The sequence below is a fragment of the Actinospica durhamensis genome (assembly GCF_018139695.1).
Taxonomy (GTDB): domain Bacteria; phylum Actinomycetota; class Actinomycetes; order Streptomycetales; family Catenulisporaceae; genus Actinospica; species Actinospica durhamensis.
The window spans coordinates 1-21,573 of record NZ_JAGSOG010000149.1 but is presented as its reverse complement, the minus strand read 5'-3'; the positions used below and the strand labels follow the sequence as shown (position 1 = coordinate 21,573).

At 71.1% G+C, this 21,573-nt stretch carries 20 protein-coding genes and 1 riboswitch; of the genes, 10 read left to right on the top strand and 10 right to left on the bottom strand.

Annotation, left to right across the window (positions count from 1 at the left end; all coding sequences use genetic code 11):
• On the top strand, positions 1-247 hold a 247-nt coding region (locus tag KDL01_RS25110), incomplete at its 5' end, for a DUF3263 domain-containing protein (RefSeq protein ID WP_307846576.1).
• A gap of 43 nt (positions 248-290) precedes the next feature.
• On the opposite strand, the gene KDL01_RS25105 is transcribed toward KDL01_RS25110, so the two are convergent.
• Positions 291-905, bottom strand: a complete 615-nt coding sequence (locus tag KDL01_RS25105; RefSeq protein ID WP_212531055.1) for a thymidine kinase — start codon at positions 903-905, stop codon at positions 291-293.
• A 93-nt stretch (positions 906-998) separates the two neighbouring features.
• Positions 999-1,142, bottom strand: a complete 144-nt coding sequence (locus KDL01_RS25100; protein WP_212531054.1) for a hypothetical protein — start codon at positions 1,140-1,142, stop codon at positions 999-1,001.
• A 262-nt stretch (positions 1,143-1,404) separates the two neighbouring features.
• Here KDL01_RS25100 and KDL01_RS25095 point away from each other — a divergent pair, with 262 nt between their 5' ends.
• Positions 1,405-1,938 (top strand): hypothetical protein, encoded by a 534-nt coding sequence (locus KDL01_RS25095; RefSeq protein ID WP_212531053.1) that lies wholly within the window; start codon positions 1,405-1,407, stop codon positions 1,936-1,938.
• Positions 1,939-2,019: 81 nt separating this feature from the next.
• Here the strand turns inward: KDL01_RS25095 and KDL01_RS25090 are convergent, their stop codons facing one another.
• A complete protein-coding gene (locus KDL01_RS25090; protein WP_212531052.1) occupies positions 2,020-3,486 on the bottom strand; it encodes an alpha,alpha-trehalose-phosphate synthase (UDP-forming) in 1,467 nt (488 codons plus the stop codon).
• 93 nt (positions 3,487-3,579) lie between these two features.
• A riboswitch (SAM riboswitch) is annotated at positions 3,580-3,713 on the top strand.
• 16 nt (positions 3,714-3,729) lie between these two features.
• On the opposite strand from KDL01_RS25090, the gene thrC reads away from it, so the two are divergent.
• The 4 genes from thrC (at position 3,730) to groL (ending at position 7,861) form a co-directional block, all read left to right on the top strand.
• Positions 3,730-5,007, top strand: a complete 1,278-nt coding sequence (gene thrC, locus KDL01_RS25085) for a threonine synthase (RefSeq protein WP_212531051.1) — start codon at positions 3,730-3,732, stop codon at positions 5,005-5,007.
• 62 nt (positions 5,008-5,069) lie between these two features.
• A complete protein-coding gene (locus tag KDL01_RS25080) occupies positions 5,070-5,348 on the top strand; it encodes a ubiquitin-like small modifier protein 1 (RefSeq protein WP_212531050.1) in 279 nt (92 codons plus the stop codon).
• Between the two features lie 398 nt (positions 5,349-5,746).
• Positions 5,747-5,950: a cold-shock protein gene (locus KDL01_RS25075; protein WP_034266409.1), complete on the top strand. Its 204-nt coding sequence runs from the start codon at positions 5,747-5,749 to the stop codon at positions 5,948-5,950.
• Positions 5,951-6,235: 285 nt separating this feature from the next.
• Complete coding sequence (gene groL / locus KDL01_RS25070; protein ID WP_212531049.1) at positions 6,236-7,861, top strand: chaperonin GroEL; 1,626 nt, start codon at positions 6,236-6,238, stop codon at positions 7,859-7,861.
• A gap of 209 nt (positions 7,862-8,070) precedes the next feature.
• Here the strand turns inward: groL and ptsP are convergent, their stop codons facing one another.
• From ptsP to KDL01_RS25050, 4 genes are read right to left on the bottom strand one after another with little or no spacing between them, the layout of a single operon-like run.
• On the bottom strand, positions 8,071-9,774 hold the full coding sequence (gene ptsP / locus KDL01_RS25065; RefSeq protein WP_307846575.1) for a phosphoenolpyruvate--protein phosphotransferase: 1,704 nt from the start codon (positions 9,772-9,774) through the stop codon (positions 8,071-8,073).
• A complete protein-coding gene (locus KDL01_RS25060; RefSeq protein WP_212531048.1) occupies positions 9,771-10,037 on the bottom strand; it encodes an HPr family phosphocarrier protein in 267 nt (88 codons plus the stop codon). The genes ptsP and KDL01_RS25060 overlap by 4 nt, the downstream gene beginning before the upstream one ends.
• A 44-nt stretch (positions 10,038-10,081) precedes the next feature.
• Positions 10,082-10,537, bottom strand: a complete 456-nt coding sequence (locus tag KDL01_RS25055; protein ID WP_246576952.1) for a PTS sugar transporter subunit IIA — start codon at positions 10,535-10,537, stop codon at positions 10,082-10,084.
• A gap of 44 nt (positions 10,538-10,581) precedes the next feature.
• Positions 10,582-10,863 carry a PTS sugar transporter subunit IIB gene (locus tag KDL01_RS25050; protein ID WP_281415601.1) on the bottom strand — a complete coding sequence of 94 codons (282 nt, stop codon included), beginning with the start codon at positions 10,861-10,863 and terminating at the stop codon, positions 10,582-10,584.
• 146 nt (positions 10,864-11,009) lie between these two features.
• Here KDL01_RS25050 and KDL01_RS25045 point away from each other — a divergent pair, with 146 nt between their 5' ends.
• The gene (locus tag KDL01_RS25045; protein WP_212531046.1) at positions 11,010-11,783 is read left to right on the top strand and encodes a GntR family transcriptional regulator; all 774 of its coding nucleotides are present in this window, start codon (positions 11,010-11,012) and stop codon (positions 11,781-11,783) included.
• Entirely contained in the window at positions 11,780-13,126 is a 1,347-nt protein-coding gene (locus tag KDL01_RS25040; RefSeq protein ID WP_212531045.1) for a PTS transporter subunit EIIC, read from the top strand. Before KDL01_RS25045 ends, KDL01_RS25040 begins: the two co-directional genes overlap by 4 nt.
• Positions 13,127-13,130: 4 nt before the next feature.
• Here the strand turns inward: KDL01_RS25040 and KDL01_RS25035 are convergent, their stop codons facing one another.
• On the bottom strand, positions 13,131-13,910 hold the full coding sequence (locus KDL01_RS25035; protein ID WP_438801984.1) for a TetR/AcrR family transcriptional regulator: 780 nt from the start codon (positions 13,908-13,910) through the stop codon (positions 13,131-13,133).
• Positions 13,911-14,095: 185 nt separating this feature from the next.
• The gene (locus KDL01_RS25030; RefSeq protein ID WP_212531043.1) at positions 14,096-14,644 is read right to left on the bottom strand and encodes a hypothetical protein; all 549 of its coding nucleotides are present in this window, start codon (positions 14,642-14,644) and stop codon (positions 14,096-14,098) included.
• 134 nt (positions 14,645-14,778) lie between these two features.
• Between KDL01_RS25030 and KDL01_RS25025 the strand changes: the two genes are divergently transcribed.
• The gene (locus KDL01_RS25025) at positions 14,779-15,420 is read left to right on the top strand and encodes a hypothetical protein (RefSeq protein WP_212531042.1); all 642 of its coding nucleotides are present in this window, start codon (positions 14,779-14,781) and stop codon (positions 15,418-15,420) included.
• Between the two features lie 60 nt (positions 15,421-15,480).
• Here KDL01_RS25025 and KDL01_RS25020 read toward each other — a convergent pair whose 3' ends face one another.
• Positions 15,481-18,810 carry a glucodextranase DOMON-like domain-containing protein gene (locus tag KDL01_RS25020; protein ID WP_307846572.1) on the bottom strand — a complete coding sequence of 1,110 codons (3,330 nt, stop codon included), beginning with the start codon at positions 18,808-18,810 and terminating at the stop codon, positions 15,481-15,483.
• A 408-nt stretch (positions 18,811-19,218) separates the two neighbouring features.
• On the opposite strand from KDL01_RS25020, the gene KDL01_RS25015 reads away from it, so the two are divergent.
• Complete coding sequence (locus KDL01_RS25015; protein WP_212531040.1) at positions 19,219-21,339, top strand: HelD family protein; 2,121 nt, start codon at positions 19,219-19,221, stop codon at positions 21,337-21,339.
• The last annotated feature ends 234 nt before the right edge of the window (positions 21,340-21,573 follow it).

Sequence of the window (21,573 nt, the reverse complement as noted above, 5' to 3'; positions counted from 1 at the left end):
CCCCGCCGACGACGCGGCCACCCGCCTCGGCGCCCGCGAACGCGCCGTGCTGGAATTCGAGATGAGGCGCTGGAAACACGCCGGTGAGAAGGAAGAGGCGATCCGCGCGAGCTTCGAGCTGTCCGCCACGCGCTACTACCAGATCCTCAATGCCCTGCTGGACGACCCGGCCGCACTCGCGTACCGGCCCGCCCTGGTCACCCGGCTGCGCCGGATCAGGGACGCGCGACGCGAAGCCCGCGGCTGAGGACCGGTCAGGTCGAGCCCCCGCCCGGCTCCACCCCTGCCGCCTAGCGCGCCACCGCGTTCGCGTGCTGCGCGCGCTTCTCCCGGTGGTGCGAGCGGCACAGCACCTCGTAGCCCACGGCCGCCTGGCGCCCCACGTCGCCGATGACCTTCTGCTCCCCCTCCACGACCATCGCCCCGTCGACCGTGCGGGCGTTGTGGGTCGCGCGGGCGCCGCACCAGCAGAGCGTCTCCACCTGCAGGATCTCGAGGCGGTCGGCGAGCTCGATCAGGCGCTGCGACCCGGGGAACAGCCGGGTGCGGAAGTCGGTGGTGATGCCGAAGGCGAACACGTCCAGGTGCAGCTCGTCGACCACCAGCGCGAGCTGCTCGACCTGCTCCGGCTCGAGGAACTGGGCCTCGTCGCAGATCACGTAGTCGATCGCCGGATCGGCGTCGAGGACCGAGCTGACGTACTCGTACAGGTCTATCCCGGGACGCACCTCCACCGCCGCGGTGGACAGCCCGAGCCGACTGGACAGGACTCCCTCGCCGGCCCGGTCGTCGCGGGTGAACACCACGCCGCGGCGTCCGCGCGCCGAGCGGTTGTGGTCCATCTGCAGTGCGAGGGTGGACTTGCCGCAGTCCATGGTCCCGGTGAAGAAGACGAGCTCGGGCATGGCGGCTGGGCACTCCTAGACTGGGGACGGGGACATCTCGGCCCAGAGAGTCTAGCTAGACCAGCGCGCGGCCGAACACGCTCGCCCCTGTGTTCAGCCCTGCGGGAGCACGCGTACGGAGCGCAACCGCTTGATGTCGTCGCGGGAGAGCTGGAACGTCTTGTCCGGGAAGTCTCCGACGAGGTGGTTGCGCATGCGCATGTAATAGGCGGCCAGCTCCTGGCTGGTCATGGGCACGTCGCCGTCGTACTCCTTCTGCGACGGTGTGACCCAGTCCAGGGCCAGGTCTCCCCGAGGCCCAGCATCTGCGGAAGATCACGGTTGAGCCCGTGATACGAGAGCACGCACACTTCGGTGACCCGGCCCGCCAGCAGGCGGGCCCAGAGATCGCGCCGCGCGGCAACGTTCGTCACGAGCCGAGATCCTAGGCCGGATGGGGACATCCAGGACGCCTGCGCCGTCCGCGCCACAGCCGCGGCCACGACGTTAGATTCGGCGCATGAGTGAGTGGCCTGAGATCGACGACGCGAACACGTTCGCCGCGCTGGTGCGCGCGTATGAGCCGATGCGCCTGTTCACGCAGTTCTTCGAGGATGCCTTCGAGTTCATCTGGGAGCGCATCGCGGGCCACGCGGAAAGCCGAGAGGCCGGCGCGGTCCTCGACCACCTGGCGGTCACCGCGTCGCCGGTTCCGCGTGGGGACGGACATCCCGCCTACGACGTGCCGGAACCCGATCCGGCGCATCCGATGTTCGTGCTGACGCGTGTCGCATTGTTCGTTCCGTTCCTGGCGCGGGTGCGCTCGCCCTCGAAAGTCGTGGAGTCGTTCCAGGGGGCGTTGACCTGCGTCCTCGGCAATGTGAACCAGCCGGACAATCTAGTCGTCCGGTCGTGGATGGACGTCGACGACCTCGGGCTGGACCGGTTCATGACGCCCGACACGGATCTGTACCAGGCCAGGATGCTCAGCGTCGGCACCTGGCTGCCGAGCGACTATCCGCCGGGCTCGCCCGAACGGGAAGCGGCGGTCTGATCCTCGGGGGCAGCTCGGCCCGGAACGGGTCGGGGCGGCCGCGGGGACACCTCGCCCCGAGACCGCCCCGACCCGCTGGGACTACAGCTCGTCCATCTGGTCCGCGAACCAGGACTGCGGCGGCAGCGCGCCGCCGAGTTCGGCCAGCCGGGCGCAGTCCGCGGCGCGCTCCGCAGGGCTCTGCGACAGGGCGGCGTGCAGCGCGGCGGCGGTGGCGTTGACGTCGTACGGGTTGAGCGTGAAGGAGGCCTCGCCGAGCTCCGCATGCGCGCCGGCCTCGCGGGAGAGCAGCAGGGCGCAGGCGCCGCCGGCCGCGCTGGCCACGATCGGGATCTCCTTGGCCACCAGGTTCATCCCGTCCCTGATCGGGTTGACCACGGCCACGTCCGCCATCCGGTACGCCGCGAGCGAGCGCGCGAAGTCGTCCTCCACGTGCACGATCAGCGGACGCCAGTCCGGCAGCTCGGGCGTGCTGAACTCCTCCTCGATCTCCTTGGCCAGACGCTGCACCGCGGCCGTGTAGTCGCGGTACTCGGCCAGGTCGGTGCGGCTCGGGTAGGCGAAGGCCACGTGCACCACGCGCCCGCGCCACTCCGGGTGCTCCCGCAGCAGCACCGCATACGCTTCCAGGCCGCGCACGATGTTCTTGGACAGCTCGGTGCGGTCCACCCGCACGATGACCTGCCGGTTCGGGCCGATGGCCGCGCGCAGTTCCTGCTCGCGCTCGGCCACGTCCGCCGCCGCGGCCCGCTTGCGCAGCGCCGGGGCGTCCACGCCGAGGCCGTGCACGCGCAGGGTGTGGGCGCCGGGGCGGCGCCCGAGCACGCGCTCGCAGCAGTCGGCGAAGGCCTCGGCCCAGCGCCGGGTCAGGAAGCAGACCCGGTCCGCGCCCAGCATGCCCTCGAGCACCTCGGCCGCGGCCTTGTCCGGCAGCAGCGAGAAGTAGTCCGGCGGCGCCCAGGGCGTGTGCGAGAAGTGGCCGATCCGCAGGTCCGGGCGCAGGTCCCGGAGCAGCCGCGGAGCCAGGCACAGGTGGTAGTCCTGGATCAGTACCTTGGCCCCCTCGGCCGCCTCCTCGGCCAGCGCCTCGGCGAAGGCGCGGTTGTACGCCTCGAACGAGGTCCACTGCCGCTGGAACTCCGGGCCGAAGGACGGGTTGGTCGGGGTGGCGTAGAGCAGGTGCTGGATGAACCAGAGGGTCGAGTTCGCCACGCCGTTGTAAGCGTCGTCGAACACCTTGGGGTCGAGCGCGAGCATGCGCACCGCCGCGCCCTGGTCGAACAGACCCGAACGGTCGAGCCGGCCGCCGGGGGAGCGCTCGGCGGCCTCGCGGTCGCCGTCGGACAGTGCGGAGCAGACCCAGACGATCTCGCCGGGGCCGCCGGAGATGGAGGAGAGGCCCGAGACCAGGCCGCCGCCGCCGCGTTTGGCGCTCAGGTGCCCGTCCTCGCCGCGGGTGAAGGAGACCGGTCCGCGGTTGGAGGCGAGCAGCACTCCGGCACGGACGGATGAGGGCGGGGCTGTGGGTGATTGTGCCGAGACCGACATGATTACTGACTATCTCCCCATGCGGACGGGAGCAAACTCGGCCGCACTGGTCGGGTACAGTGAACAGAGCAGGACCCACAATCGCATACGCACAGCTCATCCAGAGGAGCAGAGGGTACGGCCCGACGAAGCTCCGGCAACCTCCCAGGATCCCCCCGCATTCGCGAGGCCCGGCCTGGAGCAGGTGCCAAATCCGGCCCGCCGAACGTCGGTGGGGAAGATGAGGGAAAGGCCTCGCCTCGCATGTCCACGATCGAACTCGACGCCCCTGAGCTCGCCTCCTCCTTCGGCCCCGCCGTGGCCCTGTCCTGCCGCGAGTGCGGCGCCCGGGTCCCGCTCGGACCGCAGTATGTCTGTGTGGAGTGTTTCGGCCCGCTCGAGATCGCCTACGACTTCACCGCCCCCGGCCGCGCCCCGATCACCCGTGAGCTGATCGAGTCGGGCCCGGCCTCGATCTGGCGCTACGCCCCGCTGCTGCCGGTTCCGGCCGACGTGGCGAGCAAGCCCAACCTGAACCCGGGCTGGACCCGGCTGGTGCGGGCCGAGAACCTCGGCCGCGAGCTGGGCCTGCGCTCGCTGCACATCAAGGACGACTCGGGCAACCCGACCCACTCCTTCAAGGACCGGGTCGTGGCCATCGCGCTCGAGGCCGCGCGCACCTTCGGCTTCACCACGCTCTCCTGCTCCTCCACCGGCAACCTGGCCGGCGCGGTGGGCGCCGCGGCGGCTCGGGCGGGCCTGGACTCGTGCGTGTTCATCCCGGCGGGCCTGGAGACCGGCAAGATCGTGATGGCCGGGGTCTACGAGGGCGAGCTGATCGCCATCGACGGGACCTACGACGAGGTCAACCGGTTCTGCTCGGAGCTGATCGGGGACGAGGCCGGCGAGGGCTGGGGCTTCGTGAACGTGAATCTGCGCCCTTACTACGCCGAGGGGTCCAAGACCCTGGCCTACGAGATCGCCGAGCAGCTCGGCTGGCGGCTGCCGGAGCAGATCGTGATCCCGGTGGCCTCCGGATCGCAGCTGACGAAGATCGACAAGGGTTTCAAGGAACTGATCGCGCTCGGCCTGGTCGAGGACGCCCCCTACCGGATCTTCGGCGCCCAGGCGGACGGCTGCTCGCCGGTGGCCGCGGCGTTCCGGGACGGGCACGACGTGGTCCAGCCGGTGCGCCCGGACACCATCGCCAAGTCGCTGGCGATCGGCAACCCGGCCGACGGCCCGTACGTGCTCGACATCGCCCGGCGTACCGGCGGCGCGGTGGAGTCGGTCTCGGACAAGGAAGTGGTCGAGGCGATCCGCCTGCTCGCCCGCACCGAGGGCGTGTTCGCCGAGCCCGCGGGTGGCGTAACGGTGGGAGTGCTGCGCAAGCTCGTGGAAACGGGCAAGCTGGATCCGTCGGCGGAGACCGTCGTCATCAACTCCGGGGACGGGCTCAAGACCCTGGACGCGGTGGCCGGGGCCGGCCTGACCGCGACGATCCCGCCGAGCCTCGCGGCCTTCCGCTCCGCGCGTTCCTGAGACCGCCGACGTCCCCGTCCGGCTCTTCGTCCGGCTCCGTTCGATCAGAAAGGCCCGTTTTCATGGCCGTGACCGTCCGTATCCCGACCATCCTGCGCACCTACACCGCCGGTTCAGCCGAGGTCAGCGCCCAGGGTGCCACGCTGGCCGAGGTCATCGACGACCTCGAGGCGAACCACCCCGGGCTGCGCGCCCGGCTGCTCGACGACGCCGGCAAGCTGCGCCGGTTCGTGAACGTCTACGTGGACGACGACGACGTCCGCTTCTCCGAGGGTCTGGCCACCGTCACCGGCGAGGGCGCCAAGCTGAGCATCATCCCGGCGGTGGCGGGCGGCTGCTGACCGGGTGGTAGCAGGCGGTGGCGGAGAGCACCTGTTAACAGGTGTTCCCGGCCCCCGGGCCGGTGGACGGTCGCGCACGGTGTTCGCGCCGTCCACCCGGTGAGATGATCAGTAACCGTCTGATTACAGTTTCACCAAACGACCTGGATTGCGTCCGATTACGTCCCTGTTCGTCCCGGTTTGGCGGAGGTCCGTACCACGGGCGGATTTGCGCAATGACCTGTTGCTTGCCTGGTGGTTAAGGATAATCTCAGCGCCGGTCGCACAGTTCGGCGAGGCTCGGCCGAGCGGAACGAAGAAGCAGTCATCACCGACCCTGTTGTGTACATGGGGCGGGGGACGTACGACCCCGGTCTCGCGATGTGCGTGACCGAGCAGGGCGGCAACAGGGAGTAAGCATGGCTCAGGGCACCGTCAAGTGGTTCAACGCGGAGAAGGGCTACGGCTTCATCGCGGTCGACGGTGGCGCGGACGTCTTCGTCCACTACAGCGCGATCCAGATGGACGGTTACCGCAGCCTCGAAGAGGGGCAGCGGGTCGAGTTCGAGATCTCGCAGGGCCAGAAGGGCCCGCAGGCCGACATGGTTCGAGCGATCCAGTAGTCGGTGGCGAGAAAACCACGCACCCACGGGCGGGTCTGACCCCGTCCGGACCAAGGGGCGGGTCCGACAGAGCGGCGCCGGCGCGCCGCGGTCGACGGACCCGTCCCTTTGCCGTGTCCAGGCTCGCGGCTTGCACTCTCGGGGGGAGAGTGCTAATCATGGGAGCTGGCACTCCCGCCTGGAGAGTGCTACCGAAGAGCCGAATGTGGTGAGGGGTGCCGACCCCGGCCGTCGCGGGCGTCCACACGGCCTGCTCGTCCACACCTGTGGGAGGACTGTACCGATATGGCTAAGATCATCGCCTTCGATGAAGAGGCACGTCGCGGCCTTGAGCGGGGCATGAACACGCTCGCGGACGCCGTGAAGGTGACCCTCGGCCCGCGCGGGCGCAACGTCGTTCTGGAGAAGAAGTGGGGCGCCCCCACCATCACCAACGACGGTGTCTCCATCGCCAAGGAGATCGAGCTCGAGGACCCGTACGAGAAGATCGGCGCGGAGCTCGTCAAGGAAGTCGCCAAGAAGACCGACGACGTCGCGGGCGACGGCACCACCACCGCGACCGTGCTGGCCCAGGCGATGGTCCGCGAGGGCCTGCGCAACGTCGCCGCCGGCGCCAACCCGATGGCCCTCAAGCGGGGCATCGAGTTCGCCGTGGAGAAGGTCGCCGCCGAGCTGCTCGCCATGGCCACCGAGGTCGAGACGCGTGAGCAGATCGCCAACACCGCCTCCATCTCCGCCGCCGACCCGGCGATCGGCGAGCTGATCGCCGAGGCCATGGACAAGGCCGGCAAGGAAGGCGTCATCACCGTCGAGGAGTCCAACACCTTCGGCCTCGAGCTCGAGCTCACCGAGGGTATGCGCTTCGACAAGGGCTACATCAACTTCTACTTCGCCACCGACATGGAGCGGCAGGAGGCGGTCCTGGAGGACCCGTACATCCTCATCGCCAACTCCAAGATCGGCAACGTCAAGGACCTGCTGCCGATCCTGGAGAAGGTCATGCAGTCCGGCAAGGCGCTGCTGATCATCGCCGAGGACGTCGAGGGCGAGGCCCTGGCCACCCTGGTGGTCAACAAGATCCGCGGCACCTTCAAGTCCGTCGCGGTCAAGGCGCCGGGCTTCGGCGACCGCCGCAAGGCCATGCTGGGTGACATCGCCATCCTCACCGGCGGCCAGGTCATCACCGAGGAGGTCGGCCTCAAGCTCGACTCCGTCGGCCTCGACCTGCTCGGCCGGGCCCGCAAGATCGTGGTCACCAAGGACGAGACCACCATCGTCGACGGCGCCGGCGACGCGGACGCGATCGAGGGCCGCAAGGCCCAGATCCGGGCCGAGATCGAGAAGTCGGACTCGGACTACGACCGCGAGAAGCTGCAGGAGCGCCTGGCCAAGCTGGCCGGCGGCGTGGCCGTCATCAAGGCGGGCGCGGCCACCGAGGTCGAGCTCAAGGAGCGCAAGCACCGCATCGAGGACGCCGTGCGCAACGCGAAGGCGGCCGTCGAGGAGGGCATCGTCGCCGGCGGTGGCGTGGCGCTGCTGCAGGCCGCGACCAAGGCCTTCGAGAAGCTGGACCTCGAGGGTGACGAGGCGACCGGCGCGAACATCGTGCGCCTGGCCGTCGAGGCCCCGCTCAAGCAGATCGCGATCAACGCCGGCCTCGAGGGCGGCGTCGTGGTCGAGAAGGTGCGCAACCTGGAGCCCGGCTTCGGTCTGAACGCCGCGACCGGCGAGTACGTGGACATGCTGGCCGCCGGTATCCCGGACCCGGCCAAGGTGACCCGCTCGGCGCTGCAGAACGCCGCGTCCATCGCCGCGCTGTTCCTCACCACCGAGGCCGTCATCGCCGACAAGCCGGAGAAGAACGCCGCTCCGGCCGGCGGCGGCATGCCCGGCGGGGACATGGACTTCTGACGTTAGTCCCTGCGTGAAGTTGCGGTAATCGGGGGCCGGGTCCACTGCCTGTTCGCAGTGGGGGCCCGGCCCCCACACCCCCACGCCAAGGGGCTCCGCCCCCTGGACCCCCGCAGCGTGGTGGCGCAAGGCTGCATAGCTGAAGTCCCGTCCTGAATCAGGGCGGGACTTCAGTGTTCTGTTTTCGGATTGCTCTATCTCGTCTTGGCCTATTTCGTCAGCGCGGCGCGTAGTTCCGGGATGGCGGCGGGGGCCATCGACAGGGAGGTGACGCCGAGGCGGATGAGCTCGGCGGCCAGGCGGGGGTCGGCGGCGGCCTCGCCGCACACGCCCACCGGCTTGCCGAGGACGGCGCCGGCGGCGGCGACGAGGGCGACCAGGCGCAGCACGGCGGGGTGGCCGGCGTCCTGGAGGGCGCCGAGCGAGCCGAGCAGGCGGTCCGCGGCCATCGTGTACTGAGTCAGGTCGTTCGTGCCGATCGAGGCGAAGTCCACCTCGGCCAGCACCTCCTGCGCCGTCAACGCGGCGGCCGGGACCTCGATCATCACGCCCGCCTTGGCGATCCCGGCGGCGTGCGCCTTGGCCGCGAACCAGGCGGCCTCCTCGGCGGTGGTGACCATGGGCGCCATCACCCACAGCTCCGCCGGGGCGTCCACCGCGGCGGCCGCGAGCGCGGCGAGCTGAGTGTCCAACAGATGTTCATACGCGCCCCGGAACGCGCGCACTCCGCGCACCCCGAGCGCCGGGTTGGGCTCCTCGCCGAGCGGCAGGAACGGCAGCGGCTTGTCCGCGCCGGCGTCCAGGGTCCGGGCCACCACGAGGCCGCCGGGGAACCCGTCGAGCACCTCGCGGTACGCCGCGACCTGCTCCTCGAACGTCGGCGGACGCAGCGTGCCCAGGTAGAGCAGCTCGGTCCGGAACAGGCCCACTCCGCGCGCCCCGGCGGCGACCGCGGCGGCCACGTCCGCGCCGCCGCCGACGTTGGCCAGCAGCCGCACCTCGCGGCCGTCCGCGGCCAGGATCGGGCCGGTGCCGTCGCCGCCCGTGCGCGCCGCCTCACGCCGGGCCTTCGCCCGGGCCAGGGTGGCCGCGACGACCTGTTCGGCCGGGGACGGGAGCACGAGGCCGTCGTCCGCGTCCACCATGACCGTCTCGCCGTCGGCCAGGCCCAGCACCCCGGCCACCCCGACCACGGCCGGGATGCCGCGGGCGCGCGCCAGGATCGCGGTGTGGCTGGTCGGGCCGCCCTGCTCGGTCACCAGCGCGAGCACCCGGGTCAGGTCGAGCACGGCGGTGTCGGCCGGGGCGAGGTCCTTGGCCACCAGCACGAACGGCTCCTCGCGGGCCGGCACCCCGGGCATCGGCCGGCCCGCGGCCACGGCCACGGCCCTGGCCCGCAGGTCGTCGAGGTCGGCCACCCGCGCGCCGAGGTAGCCCCCGGCCGCGGCCAGGGCCTCGCGGAACCCGTCGAAGGCCTCGTACACGGCGCGCTCGGCGGCCACGCCCGCGTCGGTCAGCGCGCGCACCGCCTCGGCCAGGGACGGGTCCCTGGCCATCATCGCCTGCGCCTCGAGCACATCGGCGGCCTCGGGCCCGGCTGAGCCGGCCCGCCGCTCGAGGTCCGCGGCCACCGTCTCCAGCGCGGCCAGGGCCCGGCCGGCCTCGTGCTCGCCGTCGCCGGCCGGGGCCAGGCCCGCCGGGGGCGGCGGATCCGGCTCGGCCATCAGCGCCACCGGGCCGAGCACGGCCGCGCTGCCGATGCCGATCCCGGTCAGCCGCCGGGGCGTGGCGGCCTGGACGGCCGGGCCGCCCGCGCCCGCCCCGCCCGCGCGCTCCGCCGGGGCGGGCACGGCGGGCGCCGCGGGGCCGTCGACCGGCTCTTGGGTCTCCGGTGCGCTCAATGCGCCGCTCACCCCTCCAGATCCTCCGTCAGAAGCCGTGCCAGGTCTTCCAGGACGTTCTCGGCGCCGTCGCCGTCCGCCTCGAGCACGACCTCCTCGCCCCCGCGCACGTCGAGGCCGAGGACGGCCAGGATGGAGCGGGCGCTGACCGGCTCCTTGCCCTCCTTGGCGATGGTCACCGGCAGGGCTGCGGCACTGGCGGCCTTGACGAACACGGCTGCGGGCCGGGCGTGCAGCCCCACCCGTGAGGCTACGTTCACGATGCGCTGCGGCATGGTGTCTCCTTACGGTCTGCGCTACTCGACGTCGCCCACCAGTATCAGGCCCAGGTGAACAGACGGTCGTCCGCCGACACGGGACCGAGCGCGACGGATGCCGCGATGGCGGCCGCGGAGGCGGGATCCGCGTCCAGGGCGATGACCGGGCACACCGGGCTCAGACCCGCGGCCTCGATCGCGGCCGGGTTCCACCGGACCACCGGGGCGCCGGCGAGCACCGGCCCGCCTTCCTCGGCCAGCAGCACGAAGCCGCCGCCGTCCAGGTTCACCGTGTCGATACCCAGGTGTACCAGTACTCCGCGTCCGTCCGTCGCGGTGACCACGAACGCGTGCGGTTTGAGCTTGACCAGGATTCCGGAGACGGGGCTGAGCACCACTCCGGGCGCTCGCACCGGATCGATCGCCGCGCCCGGGCCGACCATGGCCTGGGCGAAGACCGCGTCCGGCACCCGGTCGAGGCTGATCGCCCGTCCCGCCACCGGCGCGCGCACGGCCAGCGGAAGACGTACCGGGAGCGCGGGGGCCCGCCCGGATCGAGTGTTCAGAGGAGATCCTCGATGTCCATGCAGAGCGTGTCGGCCTCGGGTCCCACCACCACCTGGACCACGGTGCCGGCCTTCATCACCCCGTGCGCCCCGGCCGCCTTGAGGGCCTTGTCGTCCACTTTGGCGCCGTCGCGCACCACGGTGCGCAGGCGGGTGATGCAGGGCTCGATCTCGACCACGTTGTCGGCTCCGCCGAGCCCGGCGAGAATCGCCTCCGCCTTGTCCATACACTGCTCCCGTTGCGATTGGGTACCGACCGGACCGTATTGTCTTGACAAGAGTAAACCGATGGTGGTCTAGTCCGGTCTATAACAGTATGGCGTGACCGACTTCACATCAAATCAGGGAACTCTCGGACACGCCAGCCCCTTCTCCCGGGGCGAGACGTCGCCGTCGGGATGAGAGACAGGCGAGTGAGGGATCGATGGAGATCAATCCGCGTAGCCCGGTGCCCAAGCACCAGCAGCTGCGGGAGATCCTGCTGGAGCTGATCGCCACCGAGCTCGAGCCGGACACCCCCATCGCGTCGGAGCGGGAGCTGGGGGAACGCTACAACCTGTCCCGGATGACGGTGCGTCAGGCCGTGAACCAACTGGTGGCCGACGGGCGTCTGTACCGTGTCCGCGGCCGGGGCACGTTCGTGGCCAAGCCCAAGATGGACCTGCAGGTGCGCCTTGCCTCGTACACCGAGGACATGACCAAGCGCGGCATGGTCCCGGCCTCGCGCACGCTCGCCTTCGAGCGGATCGAGGCCTCGCCCTCGCTCGCCCGGCAGTTGGAGATCCAGCCCGGCGACGGTGTGGTGCGCCTGGTGCGCCTGCGGTACGCGGATTCGATCCCCATGGCGGTGGAACGCACGCACCTGCCGGAGAAGCGGGTGCCCGGGCTGCTCGCCCTCGGCTCGCCCAAGTCGCTCTACCACACCCTGGCCGAGCAGTACGGGCTCACCCTGACCTGGGGCGAGCAGGTGATCGAGGCCAGCAATCCGGACACCGAGGAGGCGGCGCTGCTGGAGATCCCGTTGACCGGCGTGGTGCTGCAGATGACCCGGCGCAGCTACAGTGACGACCTGCTCGTGGAGTACGCGAGTTCCGCGTACCGTGCCGACAGGTACCAGCTCTGGGTGCCCTTGGAAAGGCCCGCACAACCGATCACGAATCCTCGTGCCACCGCCAATCCACTGGAGGCGCACCGATGACGGCGACCACCGCCGACGCACTTCCACCAGCAGCCGACGGACTGCCCCCGGCCACGCCCACCTCGAACCGGGTGCTCGCGGTGCTCCAGCGGGTCGGGCGCTCGCTCATGCTCCCGATCGCGGTGATGCCGGCGGCGGGCCTGCTCACCCGGCTCGGTTCCCCGGACATCATGGGCGAGCGCGACACCGGCACCCTCGGCGCCTCCGAGCACGGCCTCTACCTGGCCTCGCTGACCGGCTGGCACTGGTTGATCTACGTCCAGCAGGTGTTCTCGGCGGCGGGCAACGGCATCTTCAACTTCATCCCGCTGCTGTTCGCCATCGGCGTCGCGGTGGGCTTCGCCCGGCGCGCGGACGGGACCACGGCGCTGGCCGCGGCGGTGGGCTACCTGGTGTTCAACGAGGTCAGCACCACGATGTTCGCGATGCCGATCAACGCCTCGTTCGCACGCAGCTGGTACACCCGCGGCGTGGTGGACGACACGATCGCGAACAACCCCACCTACGCCTTCGGCGGCATCACGATCGGGATCCTCACCGCACTGCTGTTCCAGCGCTACTACCGGATCAAGCTGCCGGCCTATCTGGCGTTCTTCGGCGGCCGGCGGTTCGTGCCGATCGTGACGGCGTTCGCGGCGGTCTTCGTCGGGGTGCTTTTCGGGCTGCTGTGGAAGTTCCCGGCGAGCTGGATCTACAGCGCGGGCACCTGGCTGGCCAAGAACGGCACCATGGGCGCGGGGCTGTTCGGCGTGATCAACCGGGCGCTGCTGCCGTTCGGCCTGCACCACGTGGCCAACAACGTGGTCTGGTTCTCTCCGGTGGGCGCCTCCTGCGAGCAGAACGGCACACCCTACAACGGCGACCTGACCTGCTTCTTCCACGGCGACGCGAGTGCGGGCACGTACATGACCGGCTTCTTCCCGATCATGATGTTCGCGCTGCCGGCCGCCGCGTTCGCGATGGTGCGCTGCGCCCACCCGGACAAGCGCAAGCTGGTCGGCGGCATCATGCTCTCGGCCGCGCTGTGCTCGTTCCTGACCGGGGTGACCGAGCCGATCGAGTTCGCGTTCCTGTTCGTCGCGCCGGCGCTGTTCGCCGTGCACGCGCTGCTGACCGGCTGCTCGATGGCGCTGTGCCACGCGCTCGGCATCCACGACGGGTTCTCGTTCTCGGCCGGGCTGTTCGACTACATATTCAACTTCGACATCGCCACCCGGCCGCTGCTGCTGATCCCGATCGGCCTGGCGTTCGCGGTCGTCTACTACTTCCTGTTCACCTTCGCCATCAAGAAGTTCAACCTGCCGACGCCGGGGCGCGAACCCGACGAGACGCCGGCCGGCTGAACGACTAGAGCGCTTCCGGCTCCGCCCGATCCGCGGCGTGGGCCGCGTCGGCCGAGCCCGCGGTGTCTGCCGGGTCCGCCGGCTCCGCCGGCTCCGGCTCGGTGATGAGGAACTCGCGGATCATCGAGTCGGCCTCGCGCACCAGCGGCCGCACCACCTTGTACTTGCACAGGCGCACCGCCTTGGCCACCGTCCCCGAGGTGCGCAGGGCCAGGCGGCGGGTGCGTTCGGCCTGCGGGGTGCGGTCGTGGGCCCAGTAGAGCACCAGTGCCAGGTGGTGCAGCCACAGCAGTTCGGGCATGATGCGCCCGATCTCCGCGTCGTAGCGCAGATTCGAGCCGGACAGCACGGTCCGGTGCAGGTCGATCACGGCCTCGCGGGCGGCGGCGGACTCGGCCGAGAAGGGGCTGAGCGGACTCGAGGGATCGGCCGCGTTGCGGAAGAACTGGGCGGCGAAGGCGTGGTAGGGCTCTGCCACGTCCAGCCAGGTGGTGAGCACCAGCCGGATCCGGTCGGCCAGGTCGGTCACGTCCCGGACCGCGGCCAGCGCCACCTCGGCGTGCTCGGCCGCGAGCCGGTCGTAGAAGCCGTGGACCAGCTGTTCCTTGGCCGAGAAGTAGTAGTAGGCGTTGCCGACCGACACGCCGGCCTCCTGCGCGATGGCGCGCATGGTGGTCTGGTCGTAGCCGCGCTCCTCGAACAGCCGCATGGCCGTGTTCAGGATCAACGCGCGGGTCTGCTCGCTCTTGGCGGTCTTGGTCGGGGCCATCGGTTCGTGCACCATCCCACGGTACGGGCAGAACGCCGCTCCGGACGGACCGGCTCCCCTCCTCGTCGCCGATCCGTCCCGGGCGGTGATCCTCCCTCGCGGTGCATCCGTGCCGACTTGCGCTCCGGGCACAAAGAGCACCGTACAGAAGTCCACTGACAAGACCGAACCGCGGCGGTCCGGGCTCCCTTCACTCCCTTCTATTCCGGGCTTATCCGCCAAATCCGGCAGCACGCACGGCCCCGGCAGCCTCGCGGTAGGCCCGCGATGCGCGGCAGGCGGAGCCGGAATCCCCGCCCGGTCAGGGCGTAGGGCGTCGCGGCCATGGCCAGCACGGTGCCGATCGCGGCGGGCATGCTGAAGATCGCGTACATCTCGAACGCGGTGTCCTCGGTGTCCCAGCGCAGGACCAGGATCTGCAACGCCAGCCCGGCGACGGCCGGGCCCAGCAGGGCTAGGCGTTCATGGCGCCGGAAGAAGCCGGCCGCGAGCGCGAGGACGCACGCGGGGATCAGCGCGCAGGTGAACCCGAGCAGGGCCCCGACGACGTAGCCGATCGCCCCGAACACCAGGGTCGCGGCCACGGTGCCGCCGACCGCCGAGACCACCGGGGTGCCCGGCTGCGTCTGCGCGTTCGCCAGGATCACCGCGCTGCCGAGCGCACCGGTCAGAGCGCCACTCCACGTGCCCTGACACAAGGCGCGGCAGAACACCGCGTCGCCGTCGTCCTCGTCTTCCTTGCTCGTCATCGCCCCTCCCACCGAGTTGAACGCGTTCAAATCTCTGCGTCGCGACGACTGTAGCCGAGTTTTTGAACGCGTTCAAGTGAGGGTCCTGGGTATCTCGGATGCGCTCGGGACAGAGGTCTGCTGGGATGGCCGATATGAGCACTGATGAGCCGGATCCCGTTGTCCAGCCGAGCGAATACGTGAGCGACCTGCCGATCGGCGTGGAGCTGAAGCCGAAGGTCGACCACTTCACCTGGGACGTGTTCCCCTTCGCGAAAGACGACGAGGGCCGTGTCCGTATCAGACGGCTGGATCAGCCGGTGCTGCCCGAGCCGCCGCGCAACGGCGAGGACGGTCCGCGCGACTGCGTGATCTGCGCCAAGCCGGACGAGAAGTACCTGTGGACGGACGAGCACTGGCGGGTGGCCTATCAGGACCCGGAGGAACGGCGGGGCAGCCTGGCGACGGTGTTCCTCGAGCCGCGGGTGCACACGGACCTGGGCGATCTGCCGGCCGAACGCGCGCTCGAGCTCGGCCCGATGATCGTGCGGGTGGAGCGTGCGCTGGCCTCGCTCGAGGGGGTCGGGCGCGTGCACGTGAACCGCTGGGGCGACGGGGTCGCGCACCTGCACCTGTGGTTCACCGCCCGGCCCGCCGGGATGCTCCAGCTGCGCGGCACCTTCCTGCCGCTGTGGAACTCCCTGCTGCCGCGGGTGACCACGCAGTACTTCGACGGCGTGAACATGAAACTGGCCGCCGCCCTGGAGAAGGACGGCGGCCGAGCTCACGTGCGTTGAGATGCGTTGCGGTGTCCCGATTCCGCGCCGACGTGCGCCGGCGCGGAATCAGGGTACGTACTACGGCACGGTCACGCCCTGGAGCACCACCGGGCCGAGCGTCGGGTCGAGCTCGGTGGCCTGCGACACCCCGGCCGGGGTGATGGTGTCCATCACCTTCGGCACGGTGTTCGGGTCCACCGAGCAGATCGCCGCGGTGCCGCCGGAGGCGCAGACGCCGAAGCTGTAGTCCCCGGGCGTGGTGGTGAAGGCCCGGGCCTCGTCCGAGCTGTAGCCGTCCTGTCCGGTCAGCGCGATGGTGAAGGTCCAGCCCGAGGTCGGGGTGCCGAACTCGGACTCGGGCAGCGCCACCGTGATCGTGTCCGCGACCGTCGAGGCCACGACCGCGCTCGGGGTGCCCACGGCGTTTCCGCTCGCGTCCTGCCACACCGGAGAGGCGAAGCCCTGCACCTCGATCCGCTGGCTCCACGCGTCCGCCGGGGCGATCGTGTAGTTCCGGCTCGCGTACGCGGCGGCGGTGGAGGTGGCCGTCGCGCTCGGGTCGTGGATGTAGTAGTCCAGCAGCTGCGCGCCCATGGTGGCGCCGAAGGTCGGCGTCAGGTCGGCCAGGGTCAGCCGCAGGTAGACCGTGCTGTCCGCGGTGATCACCTGGAACCGGTCGATGTCGAAGGATCCCGCGACGAACGCCGAGGCGGTCGGGTACTGATACGTGCCGGGCCCGTCGTGGTTCCCGGTGTGCGTCACGTCCAGCACCGTGGTGCCGCCGACCACGTCGCCGACCACGCTGGTCTGGGCGAAGCCGGTGGCCCCGGCGGCGGTGGCCGAGACGCTGATCACGTCCGTGCCGAAGCCGATCGGGACCGCCGCGGAGAACGCGCCGGTGGAGTCGGCCGTGGTCGTCACCGTCTGCGCGGCCGCGCCGGTGTCCGTGTCCTGCGACTCGATGGTGACCTGTGCGCCCGCGGTCGTGGTGCCGGTCACCGTGGTGCTGCCGCCCTCGATCGTGGCCGCGCTCGTCGGCGAGGTGAGGGTGACGGTGGCTGCGCCCGGCGCCGCGTGCGCGACGTAGCGCTGGGTGGTCAGCTGCGGGGTGTCCACGTCCTTGCCGCTGCCGAGGTCCACGATCAGCCGCAGTTCCTGCGCCTGGGCCCAGGTCAGCGGCGAGGCCGAGCCGGCCGCCTGGCCGTCCACGAAGCCGATACTGGCCGTGGTCGGGTCGGAGCCGTAGGGCGAGGCGGCCAGGTTCGGGTCCTCCCAGACCTGCTCGGGCACCAGGCCCTCGCCCGAGGCTGAGTTGATCATGAACTGGAGCAGGCTGCTCGCGGTGGACGGGTCGTCCTCGGCGATGGCCGATTCGGCCCGCTCACCGGAGAGCACAGGCCACAGGTGGCCGGTGCCGGTGTCGGTGGTCGGCCACGGCTCGCCCGCCGTCGTGCACGAGGTCTGGCTGTTCGTGGTGGAGCAGTCGCCGTAGCCGTCCGCGCTGCCGAGGCCCGCTCCGTCGCCGTACCGGTAGTAGCCGGTGCCGGACGGCGTGCTGACCGAGAGCGTGTCGTCCAGGACCGTCAACGAGTTCTGGAACGTCGCGTCCGAGGGCGAGAGCTCGCCGAGCCGCACCAGCTCCTGGAAGCCGCCGTCGATCACGTCGCGCTGGTCGACGCTGGGCGCGCCGTTGGAGAGCGAGTAGGTGTCCGCGGCGTTCGGGTCGCCGGTCTTGGACAGCCGGGTGAAGTACGGGCTCGAACTCTGCGAGCCGGTGCTGGTGACGGTCCAGTTCTTCACGTTTCGCTGGAAGTCGTCCGCGGCCGCCTGGTAGAGCGCCGCGTCCGCCTTGTCGCCGTGCACGGTGGCGATGGCCGCCGCCGCGGTCAGGCCCGCGATCTCGGCCGCGATGGTCGAGGGCGAGTAGCCGGACTGCTCCTCCCAGCGCTCCACGCCGAAGGACGGCCCGTGCGCCACCAGGAAGTCGGCCGCGGGCTTGATGTGCTCGGTCCACAGCGACGTGTCGCCGCCGAGCCCGGACTCGTAGGCCATCAGGATCGGGTACGCGGTCTCGTCCAGCTGGTCGCCGCCGGTGTCCGGCGCGGCCTTCCCGTTGACCAGCGAGTTGCGCGGGATCTCGCCGGTCGGCAGCTGCTGCTTGGTCAGCAGGAACAGCGTGGCGGCGCGGGCCGTGGCCGTGTCGCCGTCCGCGAGCAGGCCGGTGAACGCCTCGTACAGGTCGCGGGAGAAGACCTCGCGGTACGAGCCGAAGTACACCGCCTTCCCGTTCACGTACGTCCCGGCGTTCACGGCCTGGCCCCAGGGCGAGGCGAGCGAGGCGACGATGGCGCCCGGGTAGGTCTTGTCCTCGCTGGACTTGAGCACGTTGGCGTCGAGGTAGTAGGTCGAGCGCACGCTCTGCTCGGGTACGCCCGCCACGTGCGCGGGCGGCGCCTTCAGGGTGCTGTCATAGATCCGCCAGGTGCCCAGGTACAGCTGCTCCACGGCCTGGAAGGGCAGCACCAGCGAGGCCTTCGCGGTGCTCACGGCCTGGGCCTGGGTGCGGCCGAAACCGAGTGCCAGGGTGAAGTCCGCGGGCGCCGAGCCGTGGGTGCGCGGCGTGACGTCCTCGGTCGCGATGATGTGCCCGTCCGCGGCCGAGGTGGTGGGCGTGAGCGCGTGGGTCGAGTCGAGCTGGGTGAGCCCGTCGCTCGCGGTGCCCGCGTAGCCGACCGAGGCCGGGCCCGCCGAGGTGGCGGTCAGCGCCATGGAGGTCGGCACCGCGTAATCCCGGTTCACCGCCTCGGTGCTGGTCAGGGTGTTGGTCACGACCGGCACGCCGCTCGGGTCCACCACCCCGGTGTTGCCGCCCGCGTTGTCCGTCCCGCCGCCGCCGGTGCCGTTGACGTGCGCGTCGAGCCGGGCGTAGACGTGGAGCGCGGAGAGGTTCGTGCCGCTGCCCGGCACCGCGGAGAGCACGGTGTGCATCAGTACCGTGTCACGGGCCGGGTCGGTGACGTACTCGGTGGTCAGCCGGAAGCCGTGCGCCTTGTCGGTGGAGGTGATGGTGCAGGCCATACCGGTCGGGTCGGCCGCGACCGTGTAGGTCATGTCCCTGGTCTGCAGATCGGTGAAACTCGAGCCGTCGGTCACCACGTACTGCAGGGTGCTGACGTTGGTGTTGTCCACCGTGGGCTCGTAGACGTCCGAGAGCACGCCGTCCGCGACCGTGTACCAGACCTTCGAGGTGGTGTCCCGGGCGGTGCCGAGGCAGTCCTTGCGGGCCAGGTCGTAGTAGGAGGCGGCGCCGGGGCCGGTGGCCGTGGTGCCGGTCGTGTCCGCGTGCGCGGGTGCGCTCGCGGCGACCAGGGCCAGTGCGCACAGCAGGCCGAGGCCGGCTCGTCGCACGGGGGAGTGGGCAGGCAATGGTGGGGTCATCCGTGACCTCATCGTCGACAGGCGGGATCCCCCGGCCGTCGGCGACGACCGGGTGGCTCCCCGACGGCTGGGATAACCGTCGGACGCGCGCGGCCAGCCGCAGCCGTCGAGTCCGGGGCGCCGCACCGCCTCTGCCGAACCGAAGACCTTGGCCCGCCTGTCGGACCGCGCGCGCCCTCCGGAGACATCGGGGCGCCTGTGAACTTTGTCGCCGGTTTGATTTGTTGTCAAGGTCGCAGGTATAGTCCCTCCCCTCCATTTCACACGGCAACACCCCGCCGTGCGCTGTGCACGTACGGGCCGCTCGGCCCGGACCTCTGCCTCCGGAAATACGCAACCTGATAGCGAAAGATCGACGTATTCCTTGGAGGCTTCGCCATGCCAGAAAACCCTGCCGCCGCTCCGGTGTCCCCGCTGGTCATCGCCGAGCGGACGCATCTGGAGCGGTCCCGTGCGGCCCTGCGCGCGATGCGGTCCGAGACCCTCGCGCTGCGCGCGCTGGGCGGCAACGCGGTCTCGACCGAGGTGATCAACTCGGCGATCCAGGCCCGCGCCGCGGCGCTGGCGGACCGCCCGGACGTGCCGCTGTTCTTCGGCCGGCTCGACTACGACCCCGAACTCTCCTCCGAATATCCCGGCGAGCACTTCTACGTCGGACGGCGCCACGTACACGACGCGCACGGGGACCCGATGGTGGTGGACTGGCGCGCGCCGGTCTCGCTCGCCTTCTACCGGGCCAGCACGAAGGAGCCGATGGGCCTTGGCCTGCGCCGGCGCTTCGGCTTCGCCGCCGGCCAGCTCACCGCGATCGAGGACGAGCCCTTCGGCGCCGGGCGCGAGGCGAGCCCGGCCGCGGCGCCCACCGGCGGCTCGACGATCCTGCGCCAGGAGATCGAGCGCCCGCGCACCGGCCCGATGCGCGACATCGTGGCCACCATCCAGCCCGAGCAGGACGAGATCGTGCGCGCGGACCTGGGCACCAGCATCTGTGTGCAGGGGGCGCCGGGCACCGGGAAGACGGCGGTGGGCCTGCACCGGGTGGCGTTCCTGCTCTACGCGCACCGGGACCGGATCAAGCGCGGCGGCGCGCTGGTGGTGGGCCCGAACCGGCAGTTCCTGAAGTACATCGAGCAGGTGCTGCCCGCGCTCGGCGAGATCGACGTGGCCCAGGCCACCGTGGCCGAACTCGTCGCGCGGGCCCCGGTCCGCGCGGTGGAGGGCGCGGCGGCGGCCCGGCTCAAGGGCGACGCGCGGATGGCAGCGGTGCTGCGGCGGGCCGCCTGGGCGGGCGTGAGCGCGCCGGCCGAGTCGATGACCGTGGTGCGCGGCTCGCGGCACTGGCGGATCCCGGCCTACGAGATCGCCGAGCACATCGAGACGCTGCGCGGCCGCGAGGTGCGCTACTCGGCCGGCCGGGCGATGCTGGCCCAGCGGATCGCCCACAGTGTGCTGCGACGCATGGAGGCGGCCGGCGAGTCGCCGGACGACCGGGTGCAGGACGCCGTCGCGCGCAGCCGCCCGGTCAAGCAGGTGGTGGACCAGGTCTGGCCGGCCATGGAGCCGGCGAAGGTGTTGCACGCGCTCTACCGCGACCCGGAGCTGCTGGCCGCGGCCGCGCAGGACGAACTCGACGAGGACGAGCAGCGTCTGCTGGTGTGGGACAAGGCGCCGCGCTCGGCGGGCGCGGCCAAGTGGACCGCGGCGGACGTGGTCCTGCTCGACGAACTCGCCGATCTGCTCGAGCGCACCGCCTCCCTCGCCCACGTGGTGGTGGACGAGGCGCAGGACCTCTCGGCGATGCAGCTGCGCGCCGTCGCCCGCCGCTGCACGACCGGCTCGGTGACCGTCCTCGGCGACATCGCCCAGGCCACCACGCCGTGGGCGACCGGAAGCTGGGAGGCCGCGCTCGGGCACCTGGGCAAGAGCGAGGCGGTGATCGAGGAGCTGACCCAGGGATTCCGGGTGCCGCGCCAGGTGATCGAGTACGCGGCCCGGCTGCTGCCCACGATCGCCCCGCACCTGGCCCCGCCGACCTCGGTGCGCCAGCAGGGCGGCGGCCTCGACATCCTCGGCGTCGAGAATGAAGCAGAGCTCGAACAGTGGCTGACCGAGTCGGTGCGCGAGGCGCTGGCCGGGGAGGGCTCGGTCGGCGTGATCACGGCCGACGGCGCGCTCGACGGCGTGGCCGCGCACTTCGAGCGGTCCGGCATCGCCTTCACCCGGCTCGATCGCGAGGTGGACGAGGAGGATGAGGCCGAGGTCCTGGAGACGCAGGAGGCTGCGTCTGATCGGGACGCGGTCCGGCTCGTGCTCGTCCCGGCCAGCCTGGCCAAGGGTCTCGAGTACGACCAGGTGATCGTGCTCGAACCCACCGCCATCGCCGAGGCGGAGCATGACGAACTGCTCGGCCTGCGCCGGCTCTACGTGGTGCTCACCCGAGCCGTCACCCGCCTGACGGTGCTGCACGCCCGGCCGCTGCCGCCCGCCCTCGCGGTGTGAGCGCAGAGCGCTGAGTCAGGGCGTCCGAGACCTCTCGGGCGCCCGGTCGCCCGCTCGCCTGACCTCAGCCGTCGACCGCGGCGCGCCAGTGTTCGACGATGCCCGGATCGACCGGGTGCTCCCAGGATCCGCCGATCCGCACGGCGGAGCCGACGTGGAAGTCGGTCAGGCCCCTGGCTTGCAGCGCGGGCACGTCCTCGATCCGCAGTCCCCCGCCCACCAACAGTTTCAGCG